Origin of the sequence: Rhodocyclus purpureus, from assembly GCF_016653115.1 — a bacterium.
In the GTDB taxonomy this organism is placed as follows: domain Bacteria; phylum Pseudomonadota; class Gammaproteobacteria; order Burkholderiales; family Rhodocyclaceae; genus Rhodocyclus; species Rhodocyclus purpureus.
Genome location: NZ_NHRX01000068.1, coordinates 1 through 15,549, shown reverse-complemented (window position 1 = coordinate 15,549; position 15,549 = coordinate 1). Strand labels below are relative to the sequence as shown.

At 68.3% G+C, this 15,549-nt stretch carries 13 protein-coding genes and 2 pseudogenes; 7 read left to right on the top strand and 8 right to left on the bottom strand.

Annotated features, from left to right (window positions below):
* Positions 1-12: 12 nt before the first annotated feature.
* From panD to hda, 8 genes are all read right to left on the bottom strand, one after another.
* On the bottom strand, positions 13-393 hold the full coding sequence (panD, locus tag CCR84_RS15855) for an aspartate 1-decarboxylase (protein ID WP_201214495.1): 381 nt from the start codon (positions 391-393) through the stop codon (positions 13-15).
* A gap of 322 nt (positions 394-715) precedes the next feature.
* Positions 716-1,543: a pantoate--beta-alanine ligase gene (gene panC / locus CCR84_RS15850; protein ID WP_201214490.1), complete on the bottom strand. Its 828-nt coding sequence runs from the start codon at positions 1,541-1,543 to the stop codon at positions 716-718.
* A gap of 28 nt (positions 1,544-1,571) precedes the next feature.
* Positions 1,572-2,396 (bottom strand): 3-methyl-2-oxobutanoate hydroxymethyltransferase, encoded by an 825-nt coding sequence (gene panB, locus CCR84_RS15845; protein WP_201214488.1) that lies wholly within the window; start codon positions 2,394-2,396, stop codon positions 1,572-1,574.
* Between the two features lie 108 nt (positions 2,397-2,504).
* Positions 2,505-2,852, bottom strand: a complete 348-nt coding sequence (locus CCR84_RS15840; RefSeq protein WP_338052636.1) for a DMT family protein — start codon at positions 2,850-2,852, stop codon at positions 2,505-2,507.
* Positions 2,849-3,355: a 2-amino-4-hydroxy-6-hydroxymethyldihydropteridine diphosphokinase gene (gene folK / locus CCR84_RS15835; protein WP_201214486.1), complete on the bottom strand. Its 507-nt coding sequence runs from the start codon at positions 3,353-3,355 to the stop codon at positions 2,849-2,851. Before folK ends, CCR84_RS15840 begins: the two co-directional genes overlap by 4 nt.
* Positions 3,356-3,414: 59 nt before the next feature.
* Positions 3,415-4,776 (bottom strand): polynucleotide adenylyltransferase PcnB, encoded by a 1,362-nt coding sequence (gene pcnB / locus CCR84_RS15830; protein ID WP_201214484.1) that lies wholly within the window; start codon positions 4,774-4,776, stop codon positions 3,415-3,417.
* A 59-nt stretch (positions 4,777-4,835) separates the two neighbouring features.
* Positions 4,836-5,537 (bottom strand): histidinol-phosphatase, encoded by a 702-nt coding sequence (locus tag CCR84_RS15825; RefSeq protein WP_201214479.1) that lies wholly within the window; start codon positions 5,535-5,537, stop codon positions 4,836-4,838.
* A 49-nt stretch (positions 5,538-5,586) separates the two neighbouring features.
* Positions 5,587-6,249 (bottom strand): DnaA regulatory inactivator Hda, encoded by a 663-nt coding sequence (hda, locus tag CCR84_RS15820; protein WP_201214478.1) that lies wholly within the window; start codon positions 6,247-6,249, stop codon positions 5,587-5,589.
* 185 nt (positions 6,250-6,434) lie between these two features.
* Between hda and purM the strand changes: the two genes are divergently transcribed.
* The 7 genes and pseudogenes from purM to CCR84_RS16655 form a co-directional block, all read left to right on the top strand.
* A complete protein-coding gene (purM, locus tag CCR84_RS15815) occupies positions 6,435-7,520 on the top strand; it encodes a phosphoribosylformylglycinamidine cyclo-ligase (protein WP_201214477.1) in 1,086 nt (361 codons plus the stop codon).
* 128 nt (positions 7,521-7,648) lie between these two features.
* Positions 7,649-8,872 (top strand): efflux RND transporter periplasmic adaptor subunit, encoded by a 1,224-nt coding sequence (locus CCR84_RS15810; protein ID WP_338052635.1) that lies wholly within the window; start codon positions 7,649-7,651, stop codon positions 8,870-8,872.
* The gene (locus CCR84_RS15805) at positions 8,869-11,907 is read left to right on the top strand and encodes an efflux RND transporter permease subunit (protein ID WP_201214469.1); all 3,039 of its coding nucleotides are present in this window, start codon (positions 8,869-8,871) and stop codon (positions 11,905-11,907) included. Before CCR84_RS15810 ends, CCR84_RS15805 begins: the two co-directional genes overlap by 4 nt.
* Positions 11,908-12,520: 613 nt before the next feature.
* On the top strand, positions 12,521-12,901 hold the full coding sequence (locus tag CCR84_RS15800) for an XRE family transcriptional regulator (protein WP_201214468.1): 381 nt from the start codon (positions 12,521-12,523) through the stop codon (positions 12,899-12,901).
* On the top strand, positions 12,898-14,145 hold the full coding sequence (locus CCR84_RS15795) for a HipA domain-containing protein (protein WP_201214467.1): 1,248 nt from the start codon (positions 12,898-12,900) through the stop codon (positions 14,143-14,145). The genes CCR84_RS15800 and CCR84_RS15795 overlap by 4 nt, the downstream gene beginning before the upstream one ends.
* A gap of 190 nt (positions 14,146-14,335) precedes the next feature.
* Positions 14,336-14,929: pseudogene (locus CCR84_RS16660) on the top strand (zinc-binding metallopeptidase family protein); the annotation flags it as partial.
* Between the two features lie 75 nt (positions 14,930-15,004).
* Positions 15,005-15,549: pseudogene (locus tag CCR84_RS16655) on the top strand (IS1634 family transposase); the annotation flags it as partial.

Genomic DNA, 15,549 nt, shown 5'->3' with positions numbered 1-15,549 from the left:
TGATCGGCAGTGTCAGGCGAGCTGCAGCGGAACGCGATGCCCGCGGCGGACGATGCGGTTCTTCGCGTCGACATAGATCAGCTTCGGGTCGTGCTTGGCGATTTCGGCTTCATCGAAGTTGCCGAAGGTGGCGATGATCAGGATGTCGCCGGGCGCGGCGCGGCGTGCGGCCGAGCCATTGACCGAGATGATGCCCGAGCCGCGCTCGGCGCGGATCGCGTAGGTCGTGAAGCGCTCGCCGTTGTTGACGTTCCAGATGTCGATCTGCTCGTTCTCGTAGATGTCGGCGGCTTCAAGCAGATCCTCGTCGATGGCGCACGAGCCTTCGTAGTGAAGGTCGGCGTGCGTCGTCGTCACGCGGTGCAACTTCGACTTGAGCATCGTTCTGTACATGCTGGATTCCTCTGCGCGGACGCCCGTGGCTCCGGCGCCGTTAGAAAAACATGAAAAGTGATCGGTAAGTTTCCGCCAGCGCCGTAGGGGTGCCATTCATGCGGAATTTCCACGTGAAAAGACCGGACTTGCGCCCGGCCCGCCGTAGGGTGTCGCATTTTATCCCCTGATCCGCCGCTGTCAACGGCTTTTTTCGGTCTTTTTTCGCCGCCTGCGTGCGTCGCTTTGCCCCTCTGCGGCGCTTTCTTGTCGGCGCAGGGCACGCCCTTGATCCATGCGATGCGTTTCCGTCCGGCGCTGCCGCGGGGGGCACGTAATCCGTTCAGACCTCGAGGTTGTCGATCAGCCGGGTCGTTCCCAGGCGGCTGGCGGCGAGGATCACCAGCGCGTCGTCGGCGCCCTGCGGTACCTGCAGGTCGACGCGGCGGCGGATCGCGAAATAGTCGGTCTTCCAGCCGCGTGCGTCGAGCGCGGCGGCGGCGCTGCGTTCGAGTTCGGCGAAGTTGCGCTGGCCTGCACCGATCGCGTCGCGCAGCGCGCACAGCGACTGGTGGAGCTGCGTCGCCTCGATGCGTTCGGCCGGCGACAGGTAGAGGTTGCGCGAGGAGAGCGCGAGGCCATCGTCGGCGCGCAGGGTGTCGACGCCGACGATCTCGATCGGCAGCGCGAGCTGCCGGACCATGCCGTGCACGATCGCGAGCTGCTGGTAGTCCTTCTTGCCGAACAGCGCGACCTTCGGCTGGACGATGTTGAACAGCTTGAGGACGACGGTGCATACGCCGCGGAAGAAGCCGGGGCGGAATTCGCCTTCGATCTCGTTGCCCATCGCCGGCGGTTCGACCTTGTAGGCCTGCGGCTCGGGGTAGAGCTCGGCCTCGTCCGGTGCGAACACGAAATCGACGCCGGCAGCGGCGAGCTTGGCGCAGTCGGCCTCCAGGCTGCGCGGGTAGCGGTCGAAGTCCTCGTTGGGGCCGAACTGCAGGCGGTTCACGAAGATGCTGGCGACGACGGTGTCGGCGGCCGGGTGGCGGCGCGCCGCCTCCATCAGCGAGATGTGGCCGGCGTGCAGCGAACCCATGGTCGGGACGAAGGCGACGCGGCGTCCGGCGAGGGCTGCGCGCAGTGCGGAAATCGAGGTGATGACTTGCATGGTCGGTGGTGTCCTGGGAGGCGCCGGTTCAGTAACAGTGTTCGGGGGCGGGGAAGCTGCCGTCGCGGACCGCGGCGACGTAGGCGGAGATGGCGTCGACGATCGAGTCGCGTCCGGCCATGAAGTTCTTGACGAAGCGTGCCTTCTTGCCCGGCGCGACGTCGAGCATGTCGTGCAGGACCAGCACCTGGCCCGAACATTCGGGGCTGGCGCCGATGCCGATGGTCGGCACGCGCAGCTGGCGTGCGGTGGCAGCGGCGAGCGCCGCCGGCACGCCCTCGATGAGGACCAGCGTGGCACCGGCCTCCTGGTGCGCGAGCGCGTCGGCGAGCACCTGTGCGGCACCGGCCTCGTCGCGGCCCTGGATGCGGTAGCCACCGAACTGGTGCACCCACTGCGGTGTCAGGCCGATGTGGGCGCAGACCGGAATGCCGCGCGTGGCGAGGAAGCGCGTCGTCTCTGCCATGTCGACCCCGCCCTCGATCTTGACCATCTGCGCGCCGGCGATCATCAGCGTCGCCGCGTTGCGGTAAGCCTGCTGCGGGCTCTCCTGGTAGCTGGCGAAGGGCATGTCGGCGACGATCAGCGGCCTGCGGCTGCCGCGCGCGACCGCCGCCACATGGTAGGCGATGTCGGCGACGGTCACCGGCAGGGTCGAGTCGTGCCCCTGCACGACCATGCCGAGCGAGTCGCCGATGAGCAGCGAATCGACGCCGGCAACCTCACAGGCGCGGGCGAAACCGGCGTCGTAGCAGGTGAGCATGGCGATCTTCTCGCCGGCAGCATGCATGCGCGCGAGGTCGACGTGGGTGAGGCGGCGGACCGGCGCGTCGGCCGGAGGGTGAACGGACATGGGTGGGCTCCCCTGATCAGTGATGCGCAGGCCGCCGGGTTATCCCGGGGCGCTGCGCAGCGGCGCTCGGCGCTCCTGTCGTTGCCACGGCGGGCGGTGGCGGGCGTTTCACGAGCGGAAAATGAAATAGACGGCGCCAAGGATACACAGAGCCGCCCATAGATAGTCAAGCTTCAGCGGTTGCTGCATGTAGAAGACGACGAAGGGAATGAACACGGTCAGCGTGATCACTTCCTGCATGATCTTCAGCTGCGCGAGCGACAGTTCGCTCGAACCGATGCGGTTGGCGGGCACCTGCAGCATGTACTCGAACAGCGCGATTCCCCAGGAGATCAGCGCGGCGATCCACCACGGCCGGTCGGCGAGGTTCTTCAGGTGCGCGTACCAGGCTAAGGTCATGAACACGTTCGACGCGGCGAGCAGCAGCGCCGTCTGCCAGAGGATCGGCAGCTTCACCCGCGCATCCTCTCGATGCGCTGGCTGGCGACCGCCGGCAGCCACGCGGCGGCCAGCCCACGGCGCGGAATCGAAAGTTCCGGTGCGATCTCGACCAGCGGCTGGACGACGAAGGCGCGCAGGTGCAGGCGCGGGTGCGGCAGGGTGAGGACGGCGTCGTCGATGCACTGCCCGTCGAAGAGCAGGAGGTCGAGGTCGAGCGTGCGCGCCGCGTTGCGTGTCGAACGCCGGCGGCCGAAGCGCTGCTCGATGGCGAACAGCTCCGCCAGCAGTTCATGCGCGCCGAGTCCGGTCGCCAGCTCGGCGACCGCATTGACGTAGTCGGGCTGCGCCTCGGCGCCGACGCCGACCGGTGCGCTGCGGTAGAGCGAGGAGAGGCGCAGCAGGCGGCTCCCCGGCAGCGCGGCGAGCGCGGCGGCTGCTGCCTTCACCTGCGCCGCGGGCTCGTCGAGGTTGGCGCCGAGGGCGACGAAGGCGCGGTGGGGGCGATGCGTGTCGGTCATGGTGCTGCCTGTGGCGGGGCGCTGCTCGATGCCGGCGCCCGGTTGATGCGCGCTGTGGGTCAATCGGCGACGGGCGCGGCTGGCGCACCGGCCGCCGGTTTGCGCCGGCGACGGCGGCGCTTCTTCGCCTCGTCGGCGCGCGGTGGCTGCAGGAGCGCTGCGCGTTCGTCGCCGTCGGCGGCGAGGAAGGCTTCCCACCAGTCGGTGATCTCGCGGTCGATCTCGCCGGCGGCGCTGCGCAACTGCAGGAAGTCCCAGCCGGCGCGGAAACGCTCGTGTTCGAGCAGGGCGTAGGGGCGCTTGCCCGAGCGCTGCTCGAAGCGCGGCTGCAGCGCCCAGATGTCCTTGATGTCGCCGGCGACGCGGCGGGTGATCGCGAGCTTCTCCGACTGCGCGTCGAGCACCTCGTCCATGGCCTGGAACAGCGCCGGGATCGGACGCTCGCCGGCGGCCTCGATCTTTTTCCAGCGCGCCAGCGTCTGGTGCCAGAGCAGGGTGGCGAACAGGAAGCCCGGCGAGATGCCCTTGCCCTCGCGCACGCGCTGGTCGGTGTTTTCCAGTGCGAGGACGACGAAGCGCTGGCCGAGCGGTTGTTCGAGCACGACGTCGAGCAGTGGCAGCACGCCGTGGTGCAGTCCTTCCTCGCGCAGTTGCTTCAGGCAGCGCAGGGCGTGCCCCGAACTCAAGAGCTTCAGCATCTCGTCGAACAGCCGCGCCGGCGGTACGTTTTCGAGCAGCGGCGCCAGGTCGCGGATCGGCCGCCGCGCTTCCGGGTCAATCGTGAGGCCGAGCTTGGCAGCCAGGCGCACTGCGCGCAGCATGCGCACCGGGTCCTCGCGGTAGCGCGTCAGCGGGTCGCCGATCATGCGCAGCGTCTTCTGCTCGATGTCGGCGACGCCGTGGTGGAAGTCGACGATCGTCTCGGCGACCGGGTCGTAGTAGAGCGCGTTGGCGGTGAAGTCGCGCCGCGCGGCGTCCTCGGCGTGCGTGCCGAAGACGTTGTCGCGCAGCACGCGGCCATGTGCGTCGGTCTGCGTGTCCTCGTCGTGCGGCGCACGGAAGGTGGCGACCTCGATCGTCTCGGCGCCCATCAGCACATGCACGATCTGGAAACGGCGCCCGATCAGGCGCGCGCGCCGGAAGCACTGGCGCACCTGCTCCGGGGTGGCGTCGGTGGCGACGTCGTAGTCCTTGGGCGGGATGCCGGCGAGCAGGTCGCGCACCGCGCCGCCGACCACATAGGCCTTGTAGCCGTGCTGCTGCAGGGTCTCGACGGTGCGGCGGGCGCCGCTGGAGATGCGTTCGCGATGGACGCCGTGGCGGGCGGCCTGGATCAGCGCCGGCCCTTCGGGAGCAGGCGCGGCCGGCGCGGGCTTGGCCGCCCGCGCGCCGAAAACACGATGGATCAGTTTGCGAATCATGATGGGTCCGACGGTAATGCGCGTGAGGGCTGGTGCCACGCGCTGGAGCGGCCAGGCGATCAGCCGCGCAGGCTGATGGTCGGCCAGCCGTTGCTGCGCGCGGCCTCGGCGAGGCGCGCGTCGGGATCGACCGCGACCGGGTCGCTGACCCAGGCCAGCAGCGGCAGGTCGTTGTGCGAGTCGCTGTAGAACCAGCTCTTCGTGAAGCTGCCACGCCACAGGCCGAGCGACTCGAGCCAGGCTTCGACGCGTTGCACCTTGCCTTCGCGGAACGAAGGTTCGCCGCGCGGCTTGCCGGTGAAGCGGCCGTGGCTGTGCGCCGGAACCGTCGCGATCAGGTGCGGGATGCCGAACTCGTGGGCGATCGGTCCGGTGACGAAGCTGTTGGTCGCGGTGACCAGCGCGCACAGGGCGCCGCGTTCGACATGCATGCGCACCAGTTCGCGTGCCCGCTCGCTCATGATCGGACGAATGCGCGTGGCGACGAACTCGCGGTGCCAGGCGTCGAGTTGGGCGCGGTCGTGACGCGACAGCGGCGCCAACTGGAATTCGAGGAACTCGAAGATGTCGAGGGTGCCGTCGACGTACTGCTGGTAGAAGTCGCGGTTGCGCGCGGCGTGCAGCTCGCCGTCGAGGCTGCCGCGCCCGATCAGGAACTGGGCCCATTCGAAATCGCTGTCGCCGGCGAGCAGGGTGTTGTCGAGGTCGAAGAGGGCGAGTTCGCGGCCTTCGACAGGAGTCAGGTGCTGGAGTGCGGTCATCTTTTTTCGGCAGTAGGTAGGCGCCCCGCAAGGCGGGCATGGGTCGGCATCAGCGCGGTCCCTGCAGCACTTCACGCAGGAGCGGCAGCGTGATCGGCCGCTTCTGTTCGAGCGAGAGGCGGTCGAGCGCGACCAGGATGGCAGCGAGGCTGCGCATGTCGCGCGGGGCGCGCGCCAGGATGTAGGGGAAGGCTTCCGGTGGCAGGCGCAGTCCGCGCGCCTTGGCCTGCGCCGCCAGCGCGGCGATCTTCTCGGCGTCGGTCAGCGCATGCACGCGGAACATCAGCCCGGAACCCAGGCGCGTGCGCAGGTCCTCGCGCAACTTGAGGCGCAGCGGCGGTTCGTTACCGGCAGCGAGCAGGGCGCCGCCGCTCGCGCGCAGGCGGTTGAAGGCGTTGAAGAGCGCGATCTGGCCGCTGCCATCGAGCGCTTCGACGTTGTCGATGGCGATCCTGCCACCGCTGCGCGTGTCGTCTTCGGCCAGCGTCGCCAGCGCCGGGTCCGCGGCCGAGTCGATGTAGTGGGCGCCGCTCGCGCGCAGGAGGTGCGTCTTGCCGGCGCCGGCGTCGCCCCACAGGAACAGGCAGGTCTCGCCATTGCCCGGTTGCAGCCAGCGGCGCAGGCCGGCGATGACCTCGTCATTGCTGCCGGCGACAAAATTGTCGAGGCCGGGCGCAGCTTCGGGCAGCAGTTCGAGGATCAGTTGGCGCATCGGGCGCGGTCGGCGGCGAAGGTTTGCAAAGACGAGTGAGTGGCAGGGTTCATGGGCGGCGGTGTCGCCCTCGGCGCGGCGGCGCATTTGGGCTAGAATCGCAGGTTTGCAGCCTGCCTTCAACCGCCACGGCGTGTGCGGCAGCATTCTATCACTCGCCAGCCTTGCTCGGGACGCCTCCCACGATGACCCAGGAATTCCAATCCGCTGCGCAAGCGGGCTCCGCTCCTCAATCGCTCTCCTACCGTGATGCCGGTGTCGATATCGACGCCGGTGACGAACTCGTCGAACGCATCAAGCCGCTCGCCAGGAAGACCCTGCGCGAAGGTGTCCTCGGCGGTATCGGCGGCTTCGGCGCGCTGTTCGAGGTGCCCAAGCGCTACCGCGAGCCGGTGCTCGTCTCCGGCACCGACGGTGTCGGCACCAAGCTGCGCCTGGCCTTCGAGCTGAACCGCCACGACACGGTCGGCATCGACCTCGTCGCGATGAGCGTGAACGACATCCTGGTGCAGGGCGCCGAGCCGCTCTTTTTCCTCGACTACTTCGCCTGCGGCAAGCTCGACGTTGCCACCGCGGCCGCAGTCGTCGGTGGCATCGCGCGCGGCTGCGAGGACGCCGGCTGCGCGCTGATCGGCGGCGAAACCGCCGAGATGCCCGGCATGTATCCGGAAGGCGAGTACGACCTGGCCGGCTTCGCCGTCGGTGCCGTCGAGAAGTCGGCGATCATCACCGGCCGCGACATCGTCGCCGGTGACCTCGTCCTCGGCCTGCCCTCGTCGGGCGCGCACTCGAACGGCTATTCGCTGGTACGCAAGATCATCGCACGTTCGCAGCCCGACCTCGACGCGCCTTTCGACGAAGTCGATGGCCAGCCGCGCACGCTCGCCGACGCGGTGATGGCGCCGACGAAGATCTACGTGAAGCCGCTGCTGGCGCTGATGGCAGCCATGCCGGTCAAGGGCATGGCGCACATCACCGGTGGTGGTCTCACCGAGAACGTTCCGCGCGTGCTGCCGGAGGCGGTGAAGGCGGTGATCGACAGCTCGACCTGGCAGCGCCCGAAGCTGTTCGACTGGCTGCAGCGCGAGGGCCAGGTTGCCGACGCCGAAATGCACCGCGTCTTCAACTGCGGTATCGGCATGGTCGTCATCGTCAGCCCCGAGCAGGCGGCGGAGGCGCAGGCCGTGCTCGCCGCCGCCGGCCAGCCCTCGCAGCTGATCGGCCGCATCGAGGCGCGCAGCGAAGGCGAAGCGGCGACGATCGTCGTCTGATTCTCGTCTGATTCTCGTCGGATTCCGCGAGTGCTGGCGGGGACTCGTTGATGCCGGGTGCGGACGAACTCAGCAGCACGCCAGCGGTCCCGGCACTGCGGCCCCGGCGCGGCCGTGCATGGGTCAGCGTGCTCGCTGGCCTCGGTCTGTTCGCTCTCGGCTTCGTCGCGCACTACGCCTTGCGCGATGCCGGCCCCGCGGCGCCCTCGGGACCTCCCGGCCCGGCCGGCCAGACGGTGGGCGACAAGCCTGCCGGCGGACCTCCGGTAGCAGGACGCCCGGGCGGCATGCCCGTTGCGGTGGAGACGGCGCGCGCGCAGGCGATCGATCTGCCCTTGGTGGCGAGCGCGGTCGCTTCGCTGCGCGCCAACGAGTCGGTGATCCTGCGCCCGGAGACGGCCGGCAGGATCGCCGCCATCCACTTCCGTGACGGCGCCGTCGTGCGTCGCGGCGAGTTGCTGATCAGCCTCGAAGCGTCGCTGCAGGAAGCCGAACTCGCGCAGGCGAAGGCCAACCTCGGCCTCGCGCAGCTGACCTTCAAACGGCAGCAGGAGCTCTTCGCCAGGAATTTCATCAGCCGGCAGGCACTCGATTCCGCCGCAGCGAGTCTCGCCGTGCAGGAGGCCGCGCTGGCGCTGGCGCAGGCGAAGTTCGAGCAGACTCGCATTCGCGCGCCGTTTGCCGGCGTCGTCGGCATCGGCAAGATCAGCGTCGGCGATTACGTCAAGGAAGGGCAGGACCTCGTCAATGTCGAGGACATCTCTGCGCTGAAGGTGGACTTCCGCCTGCCCGACGCCTATCTCGGCCAGGTCCGGCGCGGGCAGACGCTGGCCGTGACCAGCGACGCGCTGCCCGGCCAGCGCTTCACGGCAACGCTCGCCGCGATCGATCCGCTGATCGAGGCGAGCGGCCGCTCGCTCTCCTGCCGCGCGCAGCTCGACAACCGCGGCGGCAAGTTGCGGCCGGGGCTGTTCGCGCGCGTCAGGCTCGAACTGGGCGAGCGCCAGGACGCGCTGCTCGTCCCTGAGGAAGCGATCGTCCCCGACGCGCGAACACCTTTCGTCTATCGCGTCGTCGAGGGCAAGGCGCTGCGCACGCCGGTACGGACCGGACTGCGCCGCGACGGGCTGGTCGAGATCGTCGGCGGATTGGAACCCGGATCCGGTGCCGGAGCGGAGGCAGGATCGGTGGCCGAAGCAGTGTCCTCTCTCAAGGCAGGTGACGAGGTCGTCACCGCCGGACAGCTCAAGTTGCGTGACGGTGTGCCGGTGCGCGTGCTCGGCGACGGGAGCGCCAGGCCGGCCGGCGGGGAGGGCGGAAAGGCGCGCGACGCGGCCGGGTCGGGCCGATGATCGTCTCCGAGCTGTGCATCCGCCGCCCGGTCTTCGCGACCGTGCTGTCGCTCCTGGTCGTCCTGATCGGCCTCGTCTCGTGGACGCGCCTCTCGGTGCGCGAGTACCCGAAGATCGACGAGCCGGTGGTCAATGTGTCGACCAGCTACCGTGGCGCCTCGGCCGAGATCATCGAGTCGCGCGTCTCCAAGCCGCTCGAGGACTCGCTCGCCGGCATCGAGGGCGTAGACGTCATCACCTCGATCTCGCGCCAAGAGAGCAGCCAGATCACGGTGCGCTTCAAGCTCGAGCGCGACCCCGACTCGGCGGCCGCCGACGTGCGCGACCGCGTCTCGCGCGTGCGCAAGAAGTTGCCTGCCGACGTCGACGAGCCGGTGATCGCCAAGGTCGAGGCCGATGCCAATCCGATCATCCGCGTCGCCTTCTCTTCCGACCGGCACTCGGCGCTCGAGGTCACCGACTTCGCCAACCGCATCGTCAAGCCGCGCCTGCAGACGCTGCCCGGTGCCGCCGACGTCCGCGTCGACGGTGAGCGTCGCTACGCGATGCGTGTCTGGCTCGACCGCGAGCGGCTGGCCGCCTACGCGCTGACGGTGCAGGACATCGAGGCGGCGCTCCGGCGGCAGAATGTCGAACTGCCGGCCGGGCGGATCGAGAGCGCGCAGCGCGAGTTCTCGGTCACCGCGCATACCGATCTCAACGACGCCGAGCAGTTCCGCGACATCATCGTCAAGGAGGCGGCTGGCTACCCGGTGCGCCTGCGCGACCTGGCGCGCGTCGACATCGGCGCCGAGTCCGAACGCAGCATCGTCCGCTTCAACGGCAAGTCGGCGGTCTCGCTCGGCGTCGTCAAGCAGGCGACGGCGAACCCGCTCGAACTGTCGAAGGCGCTGCGCGCCGAACTGCCTACCATCGTCAAGCAGCTGCCCGAGGGCATGCGCGCCGACATCTCCTACGATTCGTCGGTGTTCATCGACCGCTCGATCAAGTCGGTGTTTGCGACCATCGGCGAGGCCGTGCTGCTGGTGCTGGCAATCATCTTCTTCTTCCTGCGCAACCTGCGCGCGACGCTGATCCCGCTGGTGACGATCCCGGTCTCGCTAATCGGTGCCTGCGCGCTCATGTATGCGCTCGGTTTCTCGATCAACACGCTGACGCTGCTGGCGCTGGTGCTGGCGATCGGCCTCGTCGTCGACGACGCCATCGTCGTGCTCGAGAACATCTACCGCCACATCGAGGAAGGCATGCCGCGCCTGCAGGCGGCGCTGCAGGGGGCGAAGGAAATCTCGTATGCCGTCGTCGCGATGACGATCACGCTGGCTGCGGTCTATGCGCCGGTGGCGTTCATGACCGGGCGCACCGGCAAGCTGTTCGTCGAGTTCGCGCTGACCCTGGCGGGTGCCGTGCTCGTCTCCGGCTTCGTCGCGCTGACCCTGTCGCCGATGATGTGCGCGGCCCTGCTGCGCCACGAGCAGGGCCACGGCCGCGCCTGGGGCGCGGTCGAGAACTTCCTCGGCTGGCTCGGCGAGGGCTACCGCCGCGTGCTGGCGCGTGCGCTCGACCGGCGCTGGCTGGTCATGCTCGTCTTCGCGCTGGTCGCGGCTGCCAGCGTCTTCCTCTTCAAGTCGCTCAAGTCGGAGCTGGCGCCGGTCGAGGACCGCGGCATCCTGATCGGCATCTTCAACGGCCCTGAAGGCGCGACCATCGACTACAGCGACAGGTACGCGCGCCGGTTGGAGGCGATCTACGCCGCCACGCCCGAGGTCGAGCGCTACAACATGGTGGTCGGCAGTCCGACGGTGACCCAGGGGATTTCCTTCGTCGGCCTCGCCGACTGGGACCAGCGCGAGCGCAAGGCGCCGGCGATCGTCAAAGAGATGTTTCCGAAGTTCATGGCCATCCCCGGCGTGCTCGCCTTCCCGGTGCAGCCGCCTTCGCTCGGCCTCTCAGCGCGCGAGCGGCCGGTGAGCTTCGTCATCCTGTCTTCGGCGCCGTACGCGGAAATGCAGGAGATCGCGGCGAAAATCGTCGCCGAGGCGGCAAAGAACCCTGGACTCGCCAACCTCGACACCGATCTCAAGCTCAACAAGCCCGAAGTCGCCGTCGCCGTCGACCGCGACAAGGCCTCGGCGAGCGGCGTCGACATCGACACGGTCGGGCAGACGCTGGAGACGATGCTCGGTGGCCGCCAGGTGACCCGCTTCAAGCGCGATGGCGAGCAGTACGACGTGATCGTCCAGGTCGCCGACGCCGGGCGGGTGACGCCGGCCGACCTGCGCGACATCCAGGTGCGCGCGCGCGACGGCAGCATGACGCCGCTCGCCAGCCTCGTGCAGGTCGACGAGACGGTCAGCCCGCGCGAACTCAACCACTTCGCCCAGCGCCGCGCGGTGCTGATCACCGCCAACCTGGCACCCGGCTACACGCTCGGCGAGGCCTTGCAGGCGATGGAGGAGATCGCCGCGCGCGTGCTGCCGCCGGGCTACGCGGTCGACTACGCCGGCCAGTCGCGCGAGTTCAAGTTGTCGTCCTCGTCGCTCGCGATCGCCTTCACGCTCGCGCTCGCCTTCATCTACCTCGTCCTCGCCGCGCAGTTCGAGAGCTTCCGTGATCCGCTGATCATCATGCTGACGGTGCCGCTGTCGATCACCGGCGCGCTGCTCGCGCTCTTCCTCTCCGGCGGCACGCTCAACGTCTACAGCGAGATCGGACTGGTGACCCTGGTCGGCCTGATCACCAAGCACGGCATCCTGATCGTCGACTTCGCGAACCAGCTGCAGGAGCAGGGGCGCGAGCTGCGTGAGGCGGTGGCGGAAGCGGCGGCGCTGCGCCTGCGCCCGATCCTGATGACCACCGGCGCGATGGTCCTCGGTGCCCTGCCGCTTGCCTTCGCGCAGGGCGCCGGCGCCGAAAGCCGGCAGCCGATCGGTTGGGTGATCGTCGGCGGACTTGTGCTCGGCACCCTGTTCACGCTCTTCGTCGTGCCGACGGTGTATACCTTGCTGGCGCAGCGCAAGGGTGTGGCGCAGGCCTGATGGCCGGCGCCCGCCGTCGGCAGGCGTCGGTCCGTGCTGACTTCGGATAAGGTGAAGCTGCGAAGGGAAGCAAAGGCGCGGCCCCGGAGCAGCAGCCCGTCATCGCGAGCCCGCAGGGCGTGGCGATCCAGTGCGTAGGGCTGGTATAGGGTAGCCGGCAAGGGCGAGGAGACGGAAGAACGAACTGGATTGCCACGGCGCTACGCGCCTCGCAATGTCGGCAGTGCCAGGGGGGGCATGCGGAGAGGCTGAGACCGTAACCGTCATCGCGAGCCCGTAGGGCGTGGCGATCCAGTGCGTAGGGCTGGTATAGGGTGGCCGGCAAGGACGAGGAGACAGAAAACGAACTGGATTGCCACGGCGCTGCGCGCCTCGCAATGACGGCAGCTGATCAGCGCGTTTAGTGCTCCGGGGCGGCGCAACTCGCCATGACCGTTAGCCCGGCCCTTGAATATTGATCTTCCCTGCGCCCTCTGCTTGTCGAAGGGCATTGGCGACAGCGGGCGTCGATAGGGCTTCGACAGGCTCAGCCCGAGCGTAAGGGAGTGAATCAAGCCTGGATCACTGAAAGAAAATAGATTTATATTTTTCGGCTTTTTGCTAGCATCTACTTATGCCGAAACAGTCCCGCTCGCTCAGCTCGATGCCGCCGCTGGTGCTCGCGCAACTGAAGCAGTTGGGCGAGAACCTGGCCATCGCGCGCAAGCGGCGCAAGGAGGCACGGCGGCTGTGGGCCGAGCGCATCGGCGTCACCGAGCCGACGCTGGCGCGAATGGAAAAGGGCGATCCTTCGGTGGCCTTCGGCACCTATGCGACGGCCCTCTGGCTGATCGGCCGCGCGCAGGCGATCGCCGAACTCGCCGCGCCGGAATTCGACCGTGGCGCGCTGGAGAACGATGTCCGCGCCGCCCGCTTGCGCTCGGTGCGCAAGCCGGCGTCGATCGAAGAGCGGATGCGCCGGGCGGCGGCATCGCCAGGAAAGGACGAGCCGTGAGCGAGGCGCCGAATCAGGCCGCGTACGAAGCGCGCGACACCTTGTACCTCTGGTGGCTGGGGCAACCCGATGCGCCCGTCCTCATCGGCGACCTGCATCTGGTGCGGTCGCTGCGTGGCGTTTCGCTGCGCTACTCGCCCACCTGGCTCGCCGCAGGATTTCCGCTCAGCGAGGATCTGCCGCTGCTCGATCACGAGTTCATCCCCACGGAAAAGGATGTCGCCGCCGGCGCGGTCGACGACGCCAGGCCTGACCGTTGGGGCGAGCGAGTGATCCGCTACCTCGACCGACCGGCGCGCCTGTCGCTGATGGAGTACCTGTATTTCGCCGGCGACGAGCGCTTCGGCGCGCTCGGTGTTTCGCTCGCGCGCGACCGCTACCTGCCGCGGCGGGTCGGATCGCTGCCCAAACTCGGGGATGTCACGGCGATCGAGGGCGTCGTGCGCAGCGTCATTGCCGGCGAAGCGGTGGCGCCGGCGCTCGCGCGCCTGGTCGCTCCCGGCGTCACCATGGGCGGGGCACGGCCCAAGGCCTTGCTCGACATGGACGGGGCACAGTGGGTGCTCAAGTTCGGCGAGGAGGGCGACACGACCGACAGCCCGCTGATCGAGCACGCGACGATGCGCCTTGCCGCGGAATGTTCAATCCGCGTCGCCGCGACCCGGCCGATCGATCTGGGTCGCGGGCACGCCGTCGCCATCAGGCGTTTCGATCGCGCAGATGGGCGGCGCCGGCACGCGCTTTCTGCCTGCGTCGCGCTGAAAGCTGCCGGCGAAGAGATGGGCTATCCGGAACTCGCACAACTCTTGCGCCGGCGCGGACCCGTGGCCGGCGGCGTCAGCCGGCTGCAGCGACGCGAGCTGTTTCGCCGGATGCTGTTCAACATCCTGATCGACAACACCGACGACCACGAAAAGAACCATGCGCTGCTGATGAACGACCGGGGCGAGTACGAGTTGTCGCCGGCCTTCGACGTGCTCCCCGCGGGGCAGGCACTCGGCTACCAGCAGATGCGCGTCGGCAGCGACGGGGCCGACTCGACCCTGGCCAACGCCTTGTCCGAGTGCGGGCAGTTCGGCTTGACGATGAAGGAGGCCGAGCAGGACGTCCGGCTCGTCGCCGGTGTCGTCGGGCACTGGCGCCAGCGCTTCAGGGAGGCTGGGGTGAGCGCTGCCGACATCGATGCGCTCGCGCAGCAGATCGACCGGCCGGCGCTGCTCGACCAGCGACGTGCGTGGGCGTGAGGCGACGCCGCCGGGTCCGGCGAGTGCAGGAGCGTTGGCGCCCTTCCGCCTGAACGCCGCGGCGCTGATAATGTCCTGCCTCCGCTGCCTCTCGATACAAGCTTAAAACTTCATCCACGAAAAACACGAAAGTCACGAAACGAGACAGTGGGGCGGTCGCTCGCTGTCCAACCCGTCGGCGTCGAAGCCGATGAATGATTTCGTGTTTTTTCGTGCGTGTTTTTTCGTGCGTGTTTTTTCGTGCATTTCGTGGTCAACTTTCAGCTTCAAAACTCCCGCGAGTCCCCCATGTCCCCTCTGCCCGCCCGCCCGCGCCGCCGCGCTTGATCTGATCGACTTCATCGACGCGAGCCCGAGCCCGTGGCACGCCGTCGCCAGCTGCGCGCAGCGCCTGTCGGCACAGGGCTTCGTGCGGCTCGACGAGGGCGAGCGCTGGCAGCTCAATCCGGGCAGCCGCCATTACGTCGTGCGCGGCGGTGCGTCGATCATCGCCTTCGTCGTCGGCAGCGAGCCGCTGGTGGAGCAGGGCTTCCGCATCGTCGGTGCGCACACCGATTCGCCGGGGCTGCGCGTCAAGCCGCGCCCGGCGCTCGGTGGCGACGTGCTGCTCCGGCTGGCGGTCGAGGTCTATGGCGGGCCGATCATCGCGACCTTCACCGACCGCGATCTCAGCCTCGCCGGGCGGGTCGTCGTGAACTCGGAAGCCGGTCCACGGACGCGGCTGCTGCGCTTCGACCAGCCCTTGCTGCGCCTGCCGAACCTCGCCATCCACATGAACCGCGAGGTGAACGAGAAGGGTCTGAAGCTCGACAAGCAGACCGAGCTGCCGCTGATCCTCGCCGGCCTCAATGCCAGCCAAGTCAGTCACGACCACCTGCTTCGCGCCATGGATGCGCTCATCGATCGTCGCGAAGCCGTCGAAAAGCTCGTCGCTGAACTGCTTTGCCCCCTGATCGATCAGGATCTTTCCGTGCTGTTTTATGACATGGCCACGATCCGGGCCGAAGGTCAGAGCGAGCAAAAGGATGATGTTCGGCAGTTCGGGATGGCCAAGGAAGGTCTGATTGCCCGGCAATTCATGCTCGGCCTCGTCCAGACGGCGGAAGGCTTGCCCCTGTTCCATGAGGTCTTCGAGGGCAACGCGAGCGAGACGCACACCTTGATGCCGACCGTCACCAAGATTCTCGAACGCTATCCGAGCATCCGACGCGTCGTTCTGATCGCCGACCGCGGACTGCTCAGTCTGGACAACCTCGAAGCCCTTTCGGCCATGCGCCTGGAACACGGCGCGCCGCTTGAATTCATCCTCGCAGTACCGGGCCGGCGCTACTACGAGTTCGCCGAACTACTGGAGCCTTTCGATCGTGCGCAGTGCCGCAAGGCTTCCATAGAGGTCTTTGGCGA